This is a genomic window from Streptomyces sp. NPDC047072, assembly GCF_040643855.1.
Lineage (GTDB): Bacteria > Actinomycetota > Actinomycetes > Streptomycetales > Streptomycetaceae > Streptomyces.
Genome location: NZ_JBEYVC010000207.1, coordinates 1 through 18,635, shown reverse-complemented (window position 1 = coordinate 18,635; position 18,635 = coordinate 1). Strand labels below are relative to the sequence as shown.

Here is an 18,635-nt window from a genome sequence, read left to right as displayed (position 1 = left end):
ACTGCCCGCAACCGTGGGTGAGCCCCGGCGGACGACGCACCCGCCTCGACGAAGCGCTCGGCGACTCCTTCGCCGTACTCACCGCCACCGCACCCAGTCGACCGCTCGCCTCCGTGCGCGCGAAGGAGGTGATCCCGGCGCCGCAGACGAGCACGTCCTCTCCGCTCATACGGCGGCTCCCATGGCCCTGGGCACGCCCTCGCCGGCCCGCAGGGTCACCCGCATGCCGATCTCCGCGTCCTCGGGACGGAGGTCCAGGGCGGCCAACACCCTGACGCCGTCCGCCAGTTCGACGTAGCCGACGACGAACGGCGTGAACCCGGCGGCGGGCGGGACGTACGGCGGCGACTTCGGCGCGTACCGCTGTACGGTCCACGTCCACAGCGTGCCCGTACCGCAGAGCGCGACCGGTTCGGCCGGTCCTCCGCAGCGCGGGCACGTCGGGTCGGCGGGGTAGACGGCCACCGCGCAGTCGGCGCACCGGGAGCCACGCAGCCGGCTCCCGGTCTCCGGTACCGCGCTCAGCGGCCCTTCCACTGCGGCTCCCGCTTCTCCAGGAACGCCGACACACCCTCCGCCGCGTCCTCGGAGTTGAGCATCACGCCGACCGCGAGGTGCTCCATGACCATCAGCGACTGGATGTCGGCGTCGAGGCTGCGGTCGATGGTCATCTTGGTGATCCACATGGTGAACGGGCTCTTGTCGACGAGCTGGTCGGCGAACTCCTCGACGGTGGCGTCGAGTTTGTCGGCCGGCGCCGAGGCGTTGATGAGGTCGAACTCGGCGGCCTCGACGCCGGTGAGCAGCTTGCCGGTGAGCATCAGCTCCTTGGTCTTGCGCACGCCGATCATGCGGGGCACGCGGTAGATCGGTCCGGCTCCGCCGAACAGCGCGCGGCGGATGTGGAAGTCGCCGATCAGGGCGTCGTCCGCGGCGATCGCGAAGTCGCAGGAGATCATCAACTCGAAGCCGCCCGCGGTGACATGGCCTTCGAGCACGGCGATCGACGGCGTCCGCATCGAGTACAGCCGGTCGCAGACCTTCGCGGAGAGCACGGCGACGTCGATCGCGTTGGACCTGCCGACGAAGTCGGCCTTGAGGCTGTCCAGGTCGAACCCGGAGCAGAAGGTGTTGCCGCGCCCGCGCAGGATCAGCACGCGCAGTTCGGGATCCGCGTCGACCTCGGTGATGATCTCGTCCAGCCGGTTCAGGATCGGCACGGTCACGCAGTTCTTCTTGTGCGGGCGGTTCAGCCAGACCCGCGCCACATGCCCGTCCCGCTCGAACTGGATCTCGTCCTCGACTGCCATGAGCTCCTCCAAACTGAACTGAATTGAGTTCGATTCTGTGGGCGGTCGGATGCCCCTGTCAATGGACCGGAGGGCGGCGGCCGTTTCTCACGGCCCGTGGAAGATCAGTCGCTGTGGCCGGTGAGGCCGAGCAGACCGGCCAGGCGCAGCCGGTGGTCGTCCGCCGTCCCGAACAGCGCCTCGTCGGCCCGCGCCCGGCGCAGATACCGATGGGCCGGGTGCTCCCAGGTGAAGCCGATCCCCCCGTGAAGCTGCACGTATTCGGCGGTCGCGAGCCGGTACGCGCCGGCACAAAAGACCGCGGCGGCACGCGCGGCCACGGGCAGTTCCGGCGCACCCTCGGCCAGGCAGGCACTGGCGTACGCGGATGCCGACCGCGCCCCCTCGACCTCGACGAGAAGGTCGGCCAGCCGGTGCTTGACCGCCTGGAACGAGCCGATGGGCCGCCCGAACTGACTGCGCTGCGACACATAGGCGAGCAGGGCGTCCAGGGCGTGGGCACTGCCTCCGACATGCTCGGCGGCCAGCGCCACCCGCCCGGCGTCGAGCGCGGCGTCGACGGTCCCTGTCGCTTCCGCCGGTTCGCCGACCGGTTCGGCGGGTGCTCCCCTGAAGCGGACGAGTGCCTGTCGGCGGGTGGGGTCGAGGACCCGTCGCGCGAAGCGGTCGGTGGTGGCGGAGTCCGGTTCTACGGCGAACAGTCGCCGCCCGTCCGGGGCGCGGGCCGCGACCAGGAGCAGGTCGGCGCCTTCTCCGTCGGGCACGAAGTCGGCTTCTCCGCGCAGCACCCAGCCCAGGGGGCCACGCTCGGCCGTCACATCTCCCGGGTGCGCGCATCCCACGACCGTCGCCGTGATCGCACCGGCGGCGATCCCCGGCAGCCAGCGTGCGCGCGCGTGCCGGTCGCCGCTCGCCAGCAGAGTGTGGCCGGCGAGCACCACGGTGGTCAGCAGCGGTACGGGACACAGCACCCGCCCGGCCTCTTCCAGCGCCACGGCGAGTTCGGCGTAGGTGTAGCCGCCACCGCCGTACTCCTCCGGCACGGCAAGTCCCTGCACCCCGATCTCGCGGGCGAGACGGTCCCAGAGGACGGGGTCGTACCCACGGGGGCTCTCGGCCTGTTCGCGTACCTCCTCGCCCCCACAGGCCTCGGCGAACAAGTCCCTCAGAACAGAGCGCAGTTGACGTCGCTCCTCGGTCTCCAGCAACAGCGCGGGATCGCAGTCGAGACGAAACACGCAAACCTCCTTCAGTCGGTCCCCACTCAGACGGTGAACCGCCCGCCGTTCGCCAACAGCACCGCCCCGACGAGATTCGCGGCGTCCTCGCTCGCCAGGAACACGGCGATGTCGGCGATCTCCTCCGGCGTGGCGTACGGCCGGACCCGGGGATCGGCGAATCCGCGCCGGAGTGCCGCAGGCGTGCGCGCCGCCATGCCGGTGTCGGTCGGTCCCGGTGCCACCGTGTTGACGCGGACGCCGAACGCGATCGCCTCCTTGGCCACGGACTGGCTCAGCGCGTGCGCACCGGCCTTGGACGCCGCGTAGTGCGGGTAGCCCGCCTGGGCGTCGAACGCCGAGGACGACCCGACCGTGACGACGGCACCGGAGCGGCGGGGCGCCATGACCCGCAGTGCGGCCCGTAGAACATGGAAGGTGCCGTCCAGGTTGACCCGCGTCACCCGCCGCCAGGCGTCGTCGCCGAGCCGTCCCGTCACCTCCGGCGGCCGGTCCGCGACCAGGGCTTCGGCGATCCACTCCTTGGCCGCGGGGTCGTCGACCCCGGCGGCGTGCACCACGACGTCGAGCCGCCCGAGACGTCGTACGACCTCTTCGAAAGCCTGATCCACCTGTGCGGACTCGGACACGTCCGCCGTCAGCGCATGTCCTCGCTCCCACTCCTGCGCGACACCCCTCGCCGCCGGGCCGTCCACGTCCACGGCGAACACCTCGGCTCCCAGCACCGCGAGCCGCCGGGCGACCGCCGCACCGATGCCGGATCCCGCGCCGGTGACCAGGGCGACCTGCCCGTCGAAGCGCCTTCCGGGTCCATCGCTCACGCACGATCACCACCCCACCGTCCGATACTGAACTGACTTCATTTTTGTTACTCTCCGGCGTATGTCAACAGACCAGACGCGAGCGTTCCGGCTGACCCGCTGGGGCGGCCCACCGGTCCTCACCGAGGTGCCACGGCCCGTTCCGGTGGCCGAAGAGGTCCTGATCCGCGTGGAGGCGGCCGGTGTCTGCCGCTCGGATCTGCACGTGATCGACGCGCGGCCGGGCGACCTTCCGTACCGGATTCCGTTCACGCTCGGGCATGAGGTCGCGGGGCGGGTGCTGGAGCGCGGTCCGCTGGCCGTGGGCCCGGCGGTCGGTGAGCGGGTGGTCGTGTACGGCCCCTGGGGGTGCGGCGAGTGCGCCCGCTGCGCGGCCGGGGCGGGCAACTACTGCGACCGGCGCACGGCCCTGGACGGGGCCCGCGTCGGCATGGGCGCGGGCCTCGGGCGCGACGGCGGGATGGCCGACCTGATGCTCGTGCCGTCCGGCCGACTGCTGGTCCCGGTGGGCGACCTCGCGGCGGACCAAGCGGCGCCGCTGTCGGACGCCGGGCTCACCGCGTACCACGCCGTCGCCACCGTCCTGCCCGCGCTGGGCGAGGGCGCGAGCGTGGTCGTCCTCGGGATCGGCGGGCTGGGGCATCTGGCCGTCCAGATCCTGCGCGCCACGACGACGGCACAGGTGCTGGCCGTGGACGTGCGCGAGGAGGCGCTCGCGCTGGCCCACGCCTGCGGCGCGCACTTCGGCACGCTGCTGCGGGCCGACACGGCGGCCGTCCTGCGGGGGCGGACGGGCGGTGTCGGGGCGGCGGCCGTGCTCGACTTCGTCGGCGGCGCGTCCAGTCTGGAGCCTGCGGTCGGCGTGCTGCGGGCCGGCGGGGAGCTGGCCGTGGTGGGCAGCGGCGGCGGGGAGCTGACCGTGCGCAAGCCGGGTGCGCTTCCTCCCGGCGCGCGGATCTCGCTGCCGTTCTGGGGGACCCTGCCCGAGCTCGACGCGGTCGTCTCCCTGGCCCGCGCGGGCGTCCTGAAGGCCGGAACCGAGCCGTTTCCGTTGGCGGATGCGGCGGAGGCGATCGCGCGGCTCCGCTCCGGCGACGTGCGGGGGCGGGCGATTCTCGTTCCGGACCGATGCGGCTGAATCCCGTTGGGTCACACCCGTCCCGTCACCCCTCTCGACTCCAGAAGTGAGTTCAATTAGCGTCTTGTACCGCTCGGCGACACGAAGGCGGTGGGACCCGCTATGGATGCGGAGACTGTGGATCTGCTGGTGATAGGCGGCGGCATGGCCGGACTCTCGGCCGCCGCCCGGGTGGCCGCCGAGGGCGGCACGGTGGTGCTGGTGGAGAAGGCGGAACGCACCGGCGGCTCCGCACGCTTCGCCGGTTTCGTCTGGACGGCCCCCACCTTCGAGGAGATGCGCCGGGTCAACCCGGACGGCGACCCGGACCTGGCCGCCGCTTTGGTGGACGGGTTCGACGACGGCGTGGCCTGGATCCGGTCGCTCGGGGTGGAGTGCCGACCTCCCGTGCCCGTCCTGGGCTTCGGCCGTGGGCATCAGGTCGACACCAACCACTACCTCGATGCCTGCGAGCGACTGCTGCGCGATAGGGGCCAGGAGGTGCTGACCGCCACCTGGACCCGCGCTCTCCTGACGGAGAACGGCAGGGTCACCGGCGCGGACTGCCTGCTGCCGGACGGGTCCGCGCGCCGGATCGAGGCGACCTGGACCCTGCTGGCGACCGGCGGCTTCCAGGGGGATCCGGAGCTGCGCGCCGCGCATGTCCATCCGCAGGCCGCGGACATCGCGCTGCGCGCCAACCCGCACAGCCGGGGCGACGGACTCGCGCTCGGCCGTACGGCGGGCGCGGCGTTCGGCGGGAAGGACGCCGGCTTCTACGGCCATCTGATGCCCGCGGGCGTCTCGCTGGCCGACCCGGCGCGCTTCGTCGACCTGGCGCTCTACTACAGCGAGCACGCCCTGCTGTTCGACACGACGGGCGAGCGCTTCGTCGACGAGACGCTCGGCGACCACCTGAGCACCATGGCGCTGCTCGAACGGCCCGAGGCCCGGGGCCTGTTGGTCGCCGACGCGCGGGTGCACCGGGAGTGGATCAGCGCCTCGTACGTGGCGGGCATCCCCGGCGTGGACAAGTTCCAGCTCTGCCACCGGGCCGGCGCCCGCGCCGCGGTGGCGGACAGCCTGGAGGACTTCGCGTCGATGCCCGAGGAGTGGGGCTACCCCGGCGCCGTGATCCGCGACCGCATCGAGGAGTACAACGCCGCGGCGGGCACGAACGACACCCTCACACCCGGCCGCCGCCACGACCGGCTCCCCCTCGACGAGCCGCCCTTCTACGTCGTCGAGGCCGCACCGGCGATCACCTTCGCCTTCGGCGGCCTGCTCATCGACTCCGCCGGGCACGTCCTGTCCGACGCGACAAAGAGCCCGGTGCCCGGCCTGCTCGCGGCCGGTGCGGACGCGGGCGGACTATACCGGCGCGCCTACGCGGGCGGACTCGCCCCGGCCCTGGTGTTCGGCCTGGCGGCGGCACGGACCGCGCTCACCGAAACACCGGCGGCGGTCGTGGGCTGAGTCCCGCCGGACGGCCGTAGGACACAAATGCCGTGCACGTGTATTGCCCACCCGGCTTCGCACTGCCTAGCTTACTGAAGTGAGTTCACTTTGACTGAGGTCATGGTGACCGAACCGTTCAAGACAACGCACCCGTCGAAGGAGGGACTGTGAGCCAGTTCCTGCTTGTCCTGGTCAGCGGAGTGGCCAGTGGAGCCGTGTACGGCCTCATGGGTCTGGGGCTGGTCATCATCTACCGGGCCACGGACGTCGTGAACTTCGCGATGGCGTCGCTGGCCATCCTGGGCCTGTACGCGGCGGTCTCGCTCCACGACCGCGGGGTGGCCATGGTGCTGGGCGTCCTGGCCGCCGTCGCGATCACCGTGGCGGCCGGTCTGCTGGTGCGGGAGGCGGTGATCCGGCCGCTGGGACAGGGGCAGTTGTTCTCGGCACTGGTCGTGACGATGGGCGTGTCCCTGATCGCGGAGAGCACGGCCGGTTCGGTCTGGGGCGACCAGCCGAAGTCCTTCCCCAACCTGGTCGACGGCACGGTGCGCTGGTCGGGCGCCGCGGTGCCGGTCCAGAGCCTGCTGACGATCGCCGTCGCCGCCGTGGCCATGGCCCTGGTCGGCTATCTCTTCTCCCGCACCACGCTCGGCTCGGCCATGCGCGCCGTGGCCGAGTCCGCCGACACCGCCCGCGTGGTCGGGCTCGGCGCCCAGCGCCTGGCCAGGATCTCCTGGGCACTCGGGCTGGGCCTGGCCGCGCTCGCCGCCTGTCTGTACGCTCCGCGGTCCGGCCTGGTCCCCACCGCGCTCGTCGCGCCTTTGTTCCGGGCCTTCGCCGGGATCTTCCTGGGCGGTCTGACCAGCATGTACGGCGCGGTTCTGGGCGGGCTGACCATCGGCGTCCTGGACAACCTGGCGGCGAACTACGTCTCCGCGAGCTTCCGGGACACCTTCGTGTTCTCGTTCACCGTGCTGGTCCTGCTGATCCGTCCGCAGGGCCTGTTCGGCACCCGCACCTTCCAACGGGTCTGAGGGGTCGCATCCATGGTCTTCAACCGTTCCCTCCTGGCGCGGGCCGCCGTGGGCCCGGCCGCCGGCGCGGTGCTCATGGTGTTCATGGCCTCCGGCGCGATCCCCGCGTACCAGATGTACTCGGTGGGACTCGCGGCCGTGTACACGATCGTCGTGCTCGCGGTCGGCCTGCTCGCCGGCTGGTCCGGCATCTGGTCGGTGGGCCACCCCGCGTTCTTCGCCATCGGCGCCTACTTCGCGGCGTACGGCAGCGGCCACGACTGGCCCCTGGAGGCCGTCGTCCTCGGCGCCGTCGCCACCGGGGCCGTCCTCGGCGCCTTCCTGGGGTACGCGGGCGCCCGCTTCTCGGTCCTCTACATCGCCCTGCTGACCCTCGCCTTCACCATGGTGACCCTGGAGCTGATCAACCGCTGGAGCAGCGTGACCGGCGGCGACCAGGGCGTACCGGTGCTCCAACTGCGCAGCGCCCTCGGCCTGGGCACGGTTCCGGGCGGTGGCGCCGAGGCCCAGTACCTGGCGGTGGGGGCCGCCGCCGCCGTCCTCGCGCTGGCCGTGCCCGCCGCCGCGTCGGGGCGGTGCCGGGACCACCCTGGGCGCCGACGGGAGCCTGTGGCACACCGCCCGCACGATAGGCACCGCCATGGGCGCCGGCGCCGGGGGCGGTTGGGCCGGGGGTGCCTGTGCCGGGAGCGGTTGGGCCAGGGGCGGTTGGGCCAGGGGCACCTGCGCCAAGAGCGGTTGAGCCCGGGACGCCAGCGCCCGGGACGACCGGCCCTCGGGCGCCGGGGACGGCCTGGGCGGGGGCGATCGGGCCGGTTCCCTGGAAGCCGTCCATGCCGTGCGGGGCGGGTACGCCCTGGCCGACTCCGGGGTTCACAAGACCCGCACCGGAGGTGGTGTCCACGCCGAACGCGCCCTGCGCGCCATGACCACTCAGCGGGTCGCCCCCCGGCCCCGGGGCCACGCGCCGCCCACCGGGCAGCGAGGTCTGACTGTCGCCGTCCGCGGCATACGGCAGAGCCGCGCCGTCCTGGCCCAGACGCCCCGCGTCACCGACCCCGGGTCGCGGGGCAGCACCGTGCCACGGAGAGGCGGGCCGCACACCATAAGGATCCGCTATCTGACCGGACGGCGTGTGCTGCCCGGCACCGGGCGCGCCAGCCTGCCCCGACGGCAACTGCTGAGCCCCGTAAGGGTCCCCCGCCTGCCCCGGCACCAAGTTCTGTACCCCGTTGGCGTCGGCCACTCGCCCCGGCGGCAGCTGCTGCGCACCGTTCGCCGTCGGGTACGGCTGGGTCGGGCCGCCGACCCGGCCGGTCCCGCCCTCCGGTGCCGGGCGTGCTCCGGGCAGGGCCGTCCGGCTGCGCTGCTGGGCCTCCTGGACCCGGGCCGCGGCCCGCGCGCCCTCGCGATACGCGGCGATCGCCCCGGCCCGCGCCGCCCTGATGTCCGTACTGCCGTCGGAATCCCTGCGCACCAGCGCGGCCGACGCACCACCGGCCCCGGCACCGGCGCCCGCTCCCGCGCCGTTCGCCGTCTCCGCCCCGGCCCCCGGCAGCCCCCCGGCCGCCCGCGCCTCGATCGCGGCCCGACGCGCGGCCTCGGCATCGGCCCCACTCAGCCCCACCGCACCGAGCGCCCCGGCCCCCGGCACGCCACCAACCCCGACGACACCGGCCCCCGGCACTCCGCCAGTCCCGACGACACCCGCACCCGGCACCCCACCGGGCCCCACAACACCCGCATTCGACGCCCCGTTGGCCCCCACCGCACCGGCCGCACCCGTACCCGCGCCCGGCACTCCGCGAGCTCCGAAGACCTCGCCGTTCCCGCCGAAGGCACCCGCACCCGCCCCCGGCCGCCCACCGTCAGGCCCCCCAGCCCCGAACTCCCCGCCCTCGACGCCCCATTCCGCGTCCTCCGCCGGCACCGGGTCGTAGCCGCACAGTGCCTCCTCCGCCGCGCCGACCGCGAGGCCGGTCAGCATCACCCGGCCGTCGTCGCAGACCATCACCGTGCGCACGGTGATGTTGCGGTGCACCCAGCCGTGCGCATGCAGCACCCGCAGCGCCATGAGGACGTCGGAGGCGACCTCGGCCGCCCGGTACGGCGTCAACGGCTTCTCCGCCAGCAGCGCCGACAGCGGCCGCGCCGCCACCCACTCACTGACGATCCACAGCGAACCGCCCTCGGCGAACACGTCGAAGACCTGGTCGAGCCGGGGGTGGTCGGGTATCCGGGCGGCGGCCTGCGCGGCCTCGACCGCCCGCAGCACCGCGGGATCCGTGGGCCTGCGCGCCCCACCCCGCGCCGCGGGACGCCGCGCCCCGCGAGGGTCACGCGCCGTGAACCCGTCGGGCAGCCCCTCCGCGTCGAGCACCTCCGCCTCGACGACCTCGGGCAACGGCACCTGCCGGACCCAGACTTCCTGCCCGCTGTACGTGTCGAAGGCGCGGGTCTCGGTGAGTTCGTACTCGTCGGACGGCGGCAGCGGCAGGCGGTAGCGGTCGGCGAGCACCCGACCCGCGTAGTCGTCCACTGTGCCTCCCCCGGCCGCCCGGTTGGTCAATTCCGTTCGCCTCTCGGCCCGTTCCCTATCCATTCCCGGATGCGTACGGTCCGCAAGCACTCACGATACGTGCCGGAGGCAACCCGCAAAGAGGGGATGCCAGATCTCACGGTCCAAACACAGGACCGTGCGCCGCAAGGCCCGTCACGACTTCGGTTCGAAGGTTTGAGCGAGCGTCTGCCATGTGTTGCCGCGCAGCGCGGTGTCCCAGTTCGCGGCTTTCGCGGTGTACATCAGCGCATATCCCAGATGGCCGTTGACGACGAACCCCCGGTCGATCGTCCGGTACTTCGTGCCGCCCGAGACGTAGGTGAACTCCCAGTCGGCCGTGTTCCAGCCGCGGTAGCTCACCGAGGCTATTCGGATCCGCTCGTACCCGGAACGCGTCATCGACCGCTCCTGGTTCTTCCAGTCCGCCACCGGGTCGCCCTTCGGCGTGGACGTCCAGGCGACGAGCAGCTTCTGCCCGTCCGGCCCGGTGAACCGGTCGCCCGCGGCATCGCTGGAGCTGTACCGCCATCCGTCCGGCAGCCCGATCGAGTACCCCTGATTGCCCTGGTACGTCGAGGCCGCGGCGTTGTCCCCGGTGGAGCCGTCCGAGGCCGACCCGCTCTCCTCGGCGCTCGCCGAACTCCCGGAGCCTGATTCCGAGGAAGAGGAGGCGGACGCGGAGCTGCCCCCATCGGTCTTGGTGCCGCCGCTCTCGTCCTCCTTGGTCTCGGCACTGGCGCTCGCACTCGCCCCCGCCGTGACCTTGGTCCCGCCGCTCTTCGCCGCCCCGTCATCGCCCTTGTCGTCCCCGCCGAGCGTGAGCGCCAGGACCACACCGAGCACCGCCACCACGACGACCACCGCGATGATCACCAGCGTCCGCTTCGGCACCACGTCGGTCAGCGGCGCCCGCGGCACCGGCCGCGGCTCGATGTCCGGCGGCGGCGTCATCACCGGCCACCCCGAACTCCGGCCGCCCGAGACCGCGTTGGCCTGCTGCGTCTTCCCGTCCCGAACAGCGGACGCACCACCGGAGGAGGCCGCACTCGACGAGCCCGCGCCCGAGGAGGCCGCAGCGGACGCCCCGGCCGCCCCCTTCGCCGTCCCCCCGCCCCGGGAACCCTGCTCGACGGACGCCGCCTGGGCCGGCACCCCCGCGCCCTCCGAACCGGCGCTCCCCGCCGAACCCGTAGAACCGCCCCCCGACTTGGTACGGGCCGCGGTCGCGGACGCCGCAGCCGCCCCGGCCGCCTTGCGCACCGAACGGAACGCCCCGCGCAGCCGCTCCCCGCCCTCCTCGCTCCGCTTGCCTCCGCCGGCCCGCTCCTCGGGCTGCGCCGGCAACGGCACCACCCGCGTCGCGTCCGACGCCGGCTCGATCTCCTTCGGCTCGGGCGCGTGGATCACGGCGTTGAGCATCGCCCGCGCACCCGAGTCGTCGAGCCGCTGCTCCGGGTCCTTGGTGAGCAGGCCGTAGATGACGTCCTTCAACGGCCCCGCGTTCTTCGGCTCCTCCAGCGGCTCGGTCATCACCGCCGTGAGCGTCGCGATCGCCGACCCCTTGTCGTACGGGGGCGCGCCCTCGACCGCCGCGTACAGCAACCCGCCGAGCGACCACAGGTCGGCCGCCGGCCCCGGCTTGTGCCCGCGGGCCCGCTCCGGGGAGATGTAGGAGGGGGCGCCGACGAGCATGCCGGTGGAGGTGATGGACGGGTCGCCCTCGACCTGCGCGATACCGAAGTCGGTCAGCACGACCCGGCCGTCCTCGGAGATCAGCACGTTGGACGGCTTCACGTCCCGGTGCAGGATGCCCTCGCGGTGCGCGGACCGGAGCACGTCGAGTATCGCGAGGCCGACCTCGGCCGCCCGCTTCGGCTCCAGCAGGCCGTCCTCCCGGATGGCCTCGGCGAGCGACTTGCCCTCGACCAGCTCCATCACGATCCACGGCCGGTCGTCCTCGTCGACCACGTCGAACACGGTCACCGCGCTGTTGTTGCGGATCCGCGCGATCGCCTTGGCCTCACGCAGCGTGCGCGTGATCAGCCGGCGCTTCTCGTCCTCGTCGATACTGGACGGGAACCGCAGCTCCTTGACCGCGACCGTCCGGCCCAGGGTCTCGTCCTCGGCCCGCCACACCGTGCCCATGCCGCCGCGGCCGAGAACTCCTCCCAGCCGGTACCGCCCGGCGAGGAGACGCTCGCTCTCGCCCTGCCGGGATGCCCCCGCCCGCTCAGCCTCCGACATGCGTCCCCTCATGCAACCCGCCCTGACAGAGCCTCCATTGTCCCTCACCCGACAAGTGCCCGGCGCCCAGGGGGTGGCTGCGCCGCGCAGGCCGGTCCCCCCGTCAACCGGCGTCCCGGTGACACCCCTCCTCACCTCGACGCATATGCCGGATGCACGGAAGTCGTTCAGGTGTTCCGGGACGGCTGTTTGAGGTGTGTTGTCCGGTGCGGCCGTGTGGAGGCTGGTCGTGCCCTTCTCGAGTAACCCCCTGACTCTCCAAGCCCCGGCCTCCCCCAACTCCTCCCATCTCCCTCCGCGAGTCCTCCCCCGCCGCCCTGCATGATGGGCCGCGACCAGAGAGGATTCCTGTTGTCGCCGCTTCGGACCCTGCCGGCCGTTCTCGTCTGCCTGATGCTGCTCGCCCTCGCGCCGGCGGCCCTCTCGGCGCAGTGGCGGGCACCCGCGGACACCGTTCTTCCCCTCCTCGTCACTCGGGGTGGCGCCCCGGCCGCCGCCCTGCTCGCCCAGGAGGGCACCCGCACCCACTACGCCTCCGCCGGACCCGGAATCACCCCCGCCGACCACTTCCGTGCCGGCAGCATCACCAAGACCTTCATCGCGGTCCTCGTCCTCCAACTGGCCGCCGAGCACCGGCTGAAGCTGTCCGACACCGTGGAGCGGCATCTGCCCGGTCTGCTGCGCGGAGCACAGGGCAACGACGGCCGCACCCTCACCCTGCGCGAACTGCTCACCCACACCAGCGGTCTGCCCGACTTCACCTCGGACACCAAGGGCCTGATCCCCCTCTCTCCTCGTCAGGCCGTCCGCCTCGCACTCACCCACCCCTCACCCGGCCCGGGCCGCTACTCCTACTCGAACACCAACTACGTGGTCCTCGGCATGGTCGTCGAGCAGGTCACCGGCCGCTCGTACGTCACCGAGGCCGCGCGCCGCATCATCGCTCCGCTGGGCCTGACCGGCACCTCCTTCCCCGGTTCCCGCACCGCTCTCCCCTCTCCGCACGGCCGCGCCTACACGGCCGACGGAACCGATGTCACCGCACTCGACCCGCGGGTGGCCGGGGCCGCGGGCGAGCTGGTGACCACGCTCGCCGACCTGAACCGCTTCTACGCGGCGCTGCTCGGCGGGCGGTTGCTGTCCCCGTACTGGCTGCACGAGATGACGGACACCCGCACCGCACACGGCCTGTACGGCATGGGGCTGTTCCCGGTGAAACTGCCGTGCGGCACGACGGTGTGGGGGCACGACGGCCGGATCGCCGGAAGCTACGTGCGCACCGCGGCCACGGTCGGCGGTCGGCGGGTCCTCACCTTCCGCGTGAACACGACGGCGGTCACAGATCCCGGCCTCGAACCGGCCCTGCTCGCCGCCGAGTTCTGCCCCCGCACCCCGTAGAACGACCGGGTTCCGAACGAAGATCCCGGTTCACGACACTCGTTCGAGTGAAGCCGCGGCGCGGTCCCCTCCCACCGGCCTACAACGGCACGATGTCCGGCGCCCCCAACCGCGCCGCGTCCGCGGTCAGATCGTCCGGCTGCCGCTGCGACTCCCGCTCCGCCTCCACCCGCTTCTCGTAGTGCTCGACCTCGCGCTCGATCTGGTCCTTGTCCCAGCCCAGCACCGGCGCCATCAGCTCGGCGGCCTCGCGGGCGGACCGCACGCCACGGTCGAAGGTCTCGATGGAGATCCGGGTGCGGCGGGTCAGCACGTCGTCCAGATGCCGCGCGCCCTCGTGGGAGGCGGCGTACACGATCTCGGCGCGCAGATAGTCGTCGGCGGCCTTGAGCGGCTCGCCCAGCGTGGCGTCGGAGGCGATGAGGTCGAGGACCTCCTCCGCAAGGGCGCCGTACCGATTCAGCAGATGCTCGACACGGACGACATGGAGCCCGGTACGCGCCGCGATCCGCGCCCGCGCGTTCCACAGCGCCCGGTACCCCTCGGCGCCGAGCAGCGGCACGTCCTCCGTGACGCACTCGGCGACCCGCACGTCCAGTCCGTGCACCGCTTCGTCGACGGCGTCCTTGGCCATCACCCGGTACGTCGTGTACTTGCCGCCCGCCACCACGACGAGCCCCGGCACCGGGTGCGCCACGGTGTGCTCGCGCGAGAGCTTGCTGGTGGCGTCGGACTCCCCGGCGAGCAGGGGCCTGAGGCCCGCGTACACGCCCTGCACGTCGTCGCGCGTCAGCGGCACCGCGAGCACGGAGTTCACATGCTCAAGGAGGTAGTCGATGTCCGCGCTGGAGGCCGCCGGGTGCGCCTTGTCGAGGTCCCAGTCGGTGTCGGTGGTCCCGATGATCCAGTGCCGGCCCCAGGGGATGACGAACAGCACGGACTTCTCGGTGCGCAGGATCAGCCCGGTCGAGGAGTTGATGCGGTCCTTGGGCACGACGAGGTGGATGCCCTTGGAGGCGCGGACGTGGAACTGCCCGCGCTCGCCGACCATCGCCTGGGTGTCGTCGGTCCACACCCCGGTGGCGTTGACGACCTGCTTGGCGCGGATCTCGTACTCCCCGCCCGCCTCGACGTCCTGCACCCGGGCCCCGACCACCCGCTCGCCCTCACGCAGGAACCCGGTCACCCGCGCGCGGTTGGCCGCCTTGGCGCCGTACGCGGCCGCGGTGCGCACGAGGGTGGCCACGAAGCGGGCGTCGTCCATCTGGGCGTCGTAGTACTGAAGCGCCCCGACCAGCGCGTCCTTCCGCAACGCGGGCGCCACACGCAGGGCGTGACGGTGGCTCAGGTGACGGTGCGTGGGCAGTCCCCGCCCATGTCCGCGCGCCATCGACATCGCGTCGTAGAGCGCGACGCCCGAGCCGGCGTACAGCCGCTCCCAGCCCTTGTGCTGCAAGGGGTACAGGAAGGCCACGGGCTTCACGAGGTGCGGGGCGAGCCGCTCCAGGAGCAGCCCGCGCTCCTTCAACGCCTCGCGTACGAGGGCGAAGTCGAGCATCTCCAGATAGCGCAGGCCGCCGTGGATCAGCTTGCTGGAGCGGCTGGAGGTGCCCGACGCCCAGTCACGCGCCTCGACCAGACCCACGGACAGGCCCCGGGTCACCGCGTCCAGCGCGGTGCCCGCGCCGACCACCCCGGCCCCCACCACCAGCACGTCCAGTTCCCGCTCGGCCATCGCTGCTAGCGACTCGGCGCGCTGCGCCGGTCCCAGGGTCGCTGTCCTCACCACTGCCTCCCGCTGTCGTCCGCACCGGTCTCACGCATGTCCACCCGTGCCCAAATTCTGACCGGCTTGCCCGACTTCGGCCACCAGTCGCCCTCAGCCTGTGGATAACTTTCACGCTCGCGTACCCCACAAGCCATGTGGCCTCACAACTCCGCGGAGAGACACACGGAATCAATCCCGTATTTCGGTCATATTTACTCCTAGTCTGACATTGCGCTCGCCCGTCCAGTCCACAGGGCTTGCGCACCTGTCCCGCTCCGGCTACTGGGAAGGACGGCCCACGCCATGCCCGCAGATCTCGCCGTCATCGGACTCGGCCCCTACGGACTGCCGCTGGCCCAGGCCGCCGTCGCCGCGGGCATCCCCACGGTCGGCTACCGCACGGGCCCCGAACCCGGCTCCCTCAGCCCCGCCGAACTGCGCCGGATGCTCTCGGGGGGCTTCCGGACGGCCACCGGCCCCGCCGAACTCGGCCGCGTCCGTACGGCGGTCATCTGCGCGCCCACCCCGGCGGGCCCGGACGGCGGCCTGGACCTCAGCCAGGTCGAGACGGCCGCCCGCACTCTGGCCGCGCACCTGCGCCCGCACACCACGGTCATCCTGGAGTCCCCGGTGCCCCCCGGCACCACGGAGGAACTCCTGCGCCCGATCCTCGAAGAGGGCTCACACCTGCGCGCGGGCCGCGACTTCCACCTCGCGTACTCGCCCACCCGCGTGGACCCCGGCAACCGCGATTTCACGCCCGCCAACACCCCCAAGGTGATCGGCGGCCTCACGCCCGCGTGCACGGAGTCGGCGGCCGCCTTCTACTCGCGCCTCACCGACAAGGTGGTACGCGCGCGTGGCCCGCGCGAGGCGGAGACGGTCCAGCTCCTGGAGACCAACTTCCGGCACGTCAACATCGCGCTGGTCAACGAGATGGCCGTCCTCTGCCACGACCTCGGCGTCGACCTCTGGGACGTCATCCGCTGCGCGGAGACCAAGCCGTTCGGCTTCCAGGCGTTCCGCCCGGGCCCCGGCGTCGGCGGCCACGCGATCCCCCGCGACCTGACCGCCGGCAGCCCCGGCGGCGGCCGCTCCCTGCGCATGGTCGAACTCGCCCGTCAGGTCAACGACCAGATGCCGCGCTACGTCGTCCAGCGCGCCGCCGCCCTCCTCAACGAGCACGGCAAGTCGGCCCGCGCCGCCCGCGTCCTCCTGCTCGGCGTCACCTACAAGCCCGACCTCGCCGACCAGCAGGCCACCCCGGCCCAGGAGGTCGCCGTACGCCTGATGGAACTCGGCGCCTCCGTCAGCTACCACGACCCCCACGTCCCGTCCTGGAGCGTCCTGGACCGCCCGGTCCCGCGCGCGGACTCCCTCTACGAGGCGGCGGCCGACGCGGACCTGACGATCCTGCTCCAGCAGCACCGCACGTACGACCTCCAGGGCTTGTCGGTGAAGGCCCAGCTGCTGCTGGACACGCGCGGGGCCACGCCCACGGGGGCGGCGCATCGGTTGTGAAGGGGGGCGCGTGGGTGCGGCGGGCTCCGGGGGCGGTGGCATGGGGGGCGCGGCGCGGGTACCTTACGGAGACAGGTGGGGTCGGTCGCAGCGGTCACTGCGGCAGGCTCGTGGATGGATCAGGGAGTGTCCGCCCCTAGGCTCTCTGGGGACGGCCGCTCGCCATCACACCAACAAGGTGGAGCCCACCGCAGAGGGAACTGCGGCAGGCTCCTGGCTGGATTACGAGTGTCCGCCCCTAGCTGACGTGGGGGCGGCCGCTTACCAGCCAAAGATCCGCAATACCCACCTCCTCCGGCATTGCACCATCCGAAGACGGAGCCGATCCCAGCGAGTGGGCTTGCGGTGACGGCCCATGGGCACGCCCCCTTCCATGACGCCGCCCGTTATCCCGGTGGGGCGGTCCATTGGAGCTCCGGGCCGGGCCCCGGGCAATCGGGTCCGGATACGTGCTCCTTGGAAGGGGGCGCCCCAGACAGCGGGTCGCCGATCAAGGACACTACCGCCCCACTACGCCCGTTCGGCCCACATTCGCCCCGAACGCAACCGCACGCCCCCACCCCGCCAAACGCGCCCCCACCAGCCCTTTCGGGCACGCAAAAGGCCGGCCACCCCACCCGGGACGACCGGCCTCAAGCCGCCGTAAGCCCTACCGCTACCGCTTGTGCTGCGAGTCCGCCACCGTCACCTCGACGCGCTGGAACTCCTTCAGCTCGCTGTACCCGGTGGTCGCCATCGCCCGCTTCAGCGCGCCGAAGAAGTTCATCGAGCCGTCCGGGATGTGCGACGGGCCCGTGAGGACCTCCTCGATCGTGCCGACCGTGCCGAGGTCGACCTTCTTGCCACGCGGCAGCTCCTCGTTGACGGCCTCCATGCCCCAGTGGTGGCCGCGACCGGGCCCGTCCGTGGCACGGGCCAGCGGGGAGCCCATCATCACGGCGTCCGCGCCGCAGGCGATCGCCTTGGGGAGGTCGCCGGACCAGCCGACACCGCCGTCCGCGATGACGTGCACGTACCGGCCGCCGGACTCGTCCATGTAGTCACGGCGGGCCGCGGCGACATCGGCCACGGCGGTCGCCATGGGCACCTGGATTCCGAGCACGTTACGGGTCGTGTGCGCCGCGCCGCCGCCGAAGCCGACCAGGACGCCCGCCGCGCCGGTGCGCATCAGGTGCAGGGCCGCGGTGTAGGTCGCGCAGCCGCCGACGATCACCGGGACATCGAGCTCGTAGATGAACTGCTTCAGGTTCAGCGGCTCGTGCGAACCGGAGACGTGCTCCGCCGAGACCGTGGTCCCGCGGATGACGAAGATGTCCACGCCCGCGTCCACGACGGCCTTGGAGAACTGCGCCGTGCGCTGCGGGGAGAGTGCCGCAGCGGTGACCACGCCGGAGTCGCGCACCTCCTTGATGCGCGCGCCGATCAGCTCCTCCTTGATGGGGGCGGAGTAGATCTCCTGGAGGCGGCGAGTGGCCGTCTCGGAGTCGAGGCCGACGATCTCGTCGAGCAGCGGCTGCGGGTCCTCGTGCCGCGTCCACAGGCCTTCGAGGTTCAGCACGCCGAGGCCGCCGAGCTCGCCGATGCGGATCGCGGTGGCCGGGGAGACGACCGAGTCCATGGGGGCGGCCAGGAAGGGCAGCTCGAAGCGGTAGGCGTCGATCTGCCAGGCGATCGAGACCTCCTTCGGGTCGCGCGTACGACGGCTGGGGACGACGGCGATGTCGTCGAAGGCGTACGCCCGGCGGCCGCGCTTGCCGCGCCCGATCTCGATCTCAGTCACGTGTGTGGCCTTTCCCTGATGCGTTGCAGCGCCTTCCAGTATCCCCGACGGGTACGACAAGGGCGGCCCCGGATGCTCCCGGGGCCGCCCTCACGCGCGCGTGGCTTCAGCAAAGGCTCACTTACGGCTGTAGTTCGGCGCCTCGACCGTCATCTGGATGTCGTGCGGGTGCGACTCCTTGAGCCCCGCCGAGGTGATCCGCACGAAGCGGCCCTTGGACTCCATCTCGTCGATGGTGGCCGCGCCCACGTAGCCCATGGTCTGGCGCAGGCCGCCGACGAGCTGGTGCAGGACGCTGGAGAGCGGGCCGCGGTAGGGCACCTGGCCCTCGATGCCCTCGGGCTGATGCTCGTCGTCGGAGCCGACCTCGGCCTGGAAGTAGC

13 protein-coding genes and 2 pseudogenes are annotated in these 18,635 nt (G+C 72.4%); 6 read left to right on the top strand and 9 right to left on the bottom strand.

Going from position 1 to position 18,635, the window contains the following annotated elements; all coding sequences use genetic code 11:
* Positions 1-165: 165 nt before the first annotated feature.
* The 4 genes from ABZ896_RS46330 to ABZ896_RS46315 all read right to left on the bottom strand — a co-directional run bounded on the left by ABZ896_RS46330 (position 166) and on the right by ABZ896_RS46315 (position 3,369).
* Entirely contained in the window at positions 166-537 is a 372-nt protein-coding gene (locus tag ABZ896_RS46330; protein ID WP_360943222.1) for an OB-fold domain-containing protein, read from the bottom strand.
* Positions 522-1,310: an enoyl-CoA hydratase/isomerase family protein gene (locus ABZ896_RS46325; protein ID WP_360943219.1), complete on the bottom strand. Its 789-nt coding sequence runs from the start codon at positions 1,308-1,310 to the stop codon at positions 522-524. Before ABZ896_RS46325 ends, ABZ896_RS46330 begins: the two co-directional genes overlap by 16 nt.
* A 104-nt stretch (positions 1,311-1,414) precedes the next feature.
* Positions 1,415-2,548 (bottom strand): acyl-CoA dehydrogenase family protein, encoded by a 1,134-nt coding sequence (locus tag ABZ896_RS46320; protein WP_360943216.1) that lies wholly within the window; start codon positions 2,546-2,548, stop codon positions 1,415-1,417.
* A 26-nt stretch (positions 2,549-2,574) separates the two neighbouring features.
* Positions 2,575-3,369 carry an SDR family NAD(P)-dependent oxidoreductase gene (locus tag ABZ896_RS46315; protein ID WP_360943213.1) on the bottom strand — a complete coding sequence of 265 codons (795 nt, stop codon included), beginning with the start codon at positions 3,367-3,369 and terminating at the stop codon, positions 2,575-2,577.
* A 61-nt stretch (positions 3,370-3,430) separates the two neighbouring features.
* Here ABZ896_RS46315 and ABZ896_RS46310 point away from each other — a divergent pair, with 61 nt between their 5' ends.
* The 4 genes and pseudogenes from ABZ896_RS46310 to ABZ896_RS46295 all read left to right on the top strand — a co-directional run.
* Complete coding sequence (locus ABZ896_RS46310; protein ID WP_360943210.1) at positions 3,431-4,507, top strand: NAD(P)-dependent alcohol dehydrogenase; 1,077 nt, start codon at positions 3,431-3,433, stop codon at positions 4,505-4,507.
* Positions 4,508-4,609: 102 nt separating this feature from the next.
* On the top strand, positions 4,610-5,962 hold the full coding sequence (locus ABZ896_RS46305; RefSeq protein WP_360943207.1) for an FAD-dependent oxidoreductase: 1,353 nt from the start codon (positions 4,610-4,612) through the stop codon (positions 5,960-5,962).
* A gap of 149 nt (positions 5,963-6,111) precedes the next feature.
* Complete coding sequence (locus tag ABZ896_RS46300; RefSeq protein ID WP_360943204.1) at positions 6,112-6,981, top strand: branched-chain amino acid ABC transporter permease; 870 nt, start codon at positions 6,112-6,114, stop codon at positions 6,979-6,981.
* Between the two features lie 12 nt (positions 6,982-6,993).
* Positions 6,994-7,464 (top strand): annotated as a pseudogene (locus ABZ896_RS46295) (branched-chain amino acid ABC transporter substrate-binding protein); the annotation flags it as partial.
* 574 nt (positions 7,465-8,038) lie between these two features.
* On the opposite strand, the pseudogene ABZ896_RS46290 reads toward ABZ896_RS46295, so the two are convergent.
* A pseudogene (locus tag ABZ896_RS46290) lies at positions 8,039-9,520 on the bottom strand (protein kinase); the annotation flags it as partial.
* Positions 9,521-9,694: 174 nt separating this feature from the next.
* Complete coding sequence (locus tag ABZ896_RS46285) at positions 9,695-11,785, bottom strand: serine/threonine-protein kinase (protein WP_360943201.1); 2,091 nt, start codon at positions 11,783-11,785, stop codon at positions 9,695-9,697.
* 351 nt (positions 11,786-12,136) lie between these two features.
* Between ABZ896_RS46285 and ABZ896_RS46280 the strand changes: the two genes are divergently transcribed.
* Positions 12,137-13,183, top strand: a complete 1,047-nt coding sequence (locus tag ABZ896_RS46280; RefSeq protein WP_360943198.1) for a serine hydrolase domain-containing protein — start codon at positions 12,137-12,139, stop codon at positions 13,181-13,183.
* Positions 13,184-13,262: 79 nt separating this feature from the next.
* Here ABZ896_RS46280 and ABZ896_RS46275 read toward each other — a convergent pair whose 3' ends face one another.
* Positions 13,263-14,969, bottom strand: coding sequence for a glycerol-3-phosphate dehydrogenase/oxidase (locus tag ABZ896_RS46275; RefSeq protein WP_360943195.1), 1,707 nt, complete (start codon positions 14,967-14,969; stop codon positions 13,263-13,265).
* 285 nt (positions 14,970-15,254) lie between these two features.
* On the opposite strand from ABZ896_RS46275, the gene ABZ896_RS46270 reads away from it, so the two are divergent.
* Positions 15,255-16,472, top strand: a complete 1,218-nt coding sequence (locus tag ABZ896_RS46270) for a nucleotide sugar dehydrogenase (protein ID WP_360943192.1) — start codon at positions 15,255-15,257, stop codon at positions 16,470-16,472.
* Positions 16,473-17,127: 655 nt separating this feature from the next.
* Here the strand turns inward: ABZ896_RS46270 and ABZ896_RS46265 are convergent.
* Both ABZ896_RS46265 and ABZ896_RS46260 read right to left on the bottom strand, forming a co-directional pair.
* Positions 17,128-18,252 (bottom strand): GuaB3 family IMP dehydrogenase-related protein, encoded by a 1,125-nt coding sequence (locus ABZ896_RS46265; RefSeq protein WP_020135750.1) that lies wholly within the window; start codon positions 18,250-18,252, stop codon positions 17,128-17,130.
* Between the two features lie 117 nt (positions 18,253-18,369).
* Positions 18,370-18,635 (bottom strand): IMP dehydrogenase (locus tag ABZ896_RS46260; protein WP_360943188.1); only part of this gene is annotated, 266 nt, incomplete at its 5' end.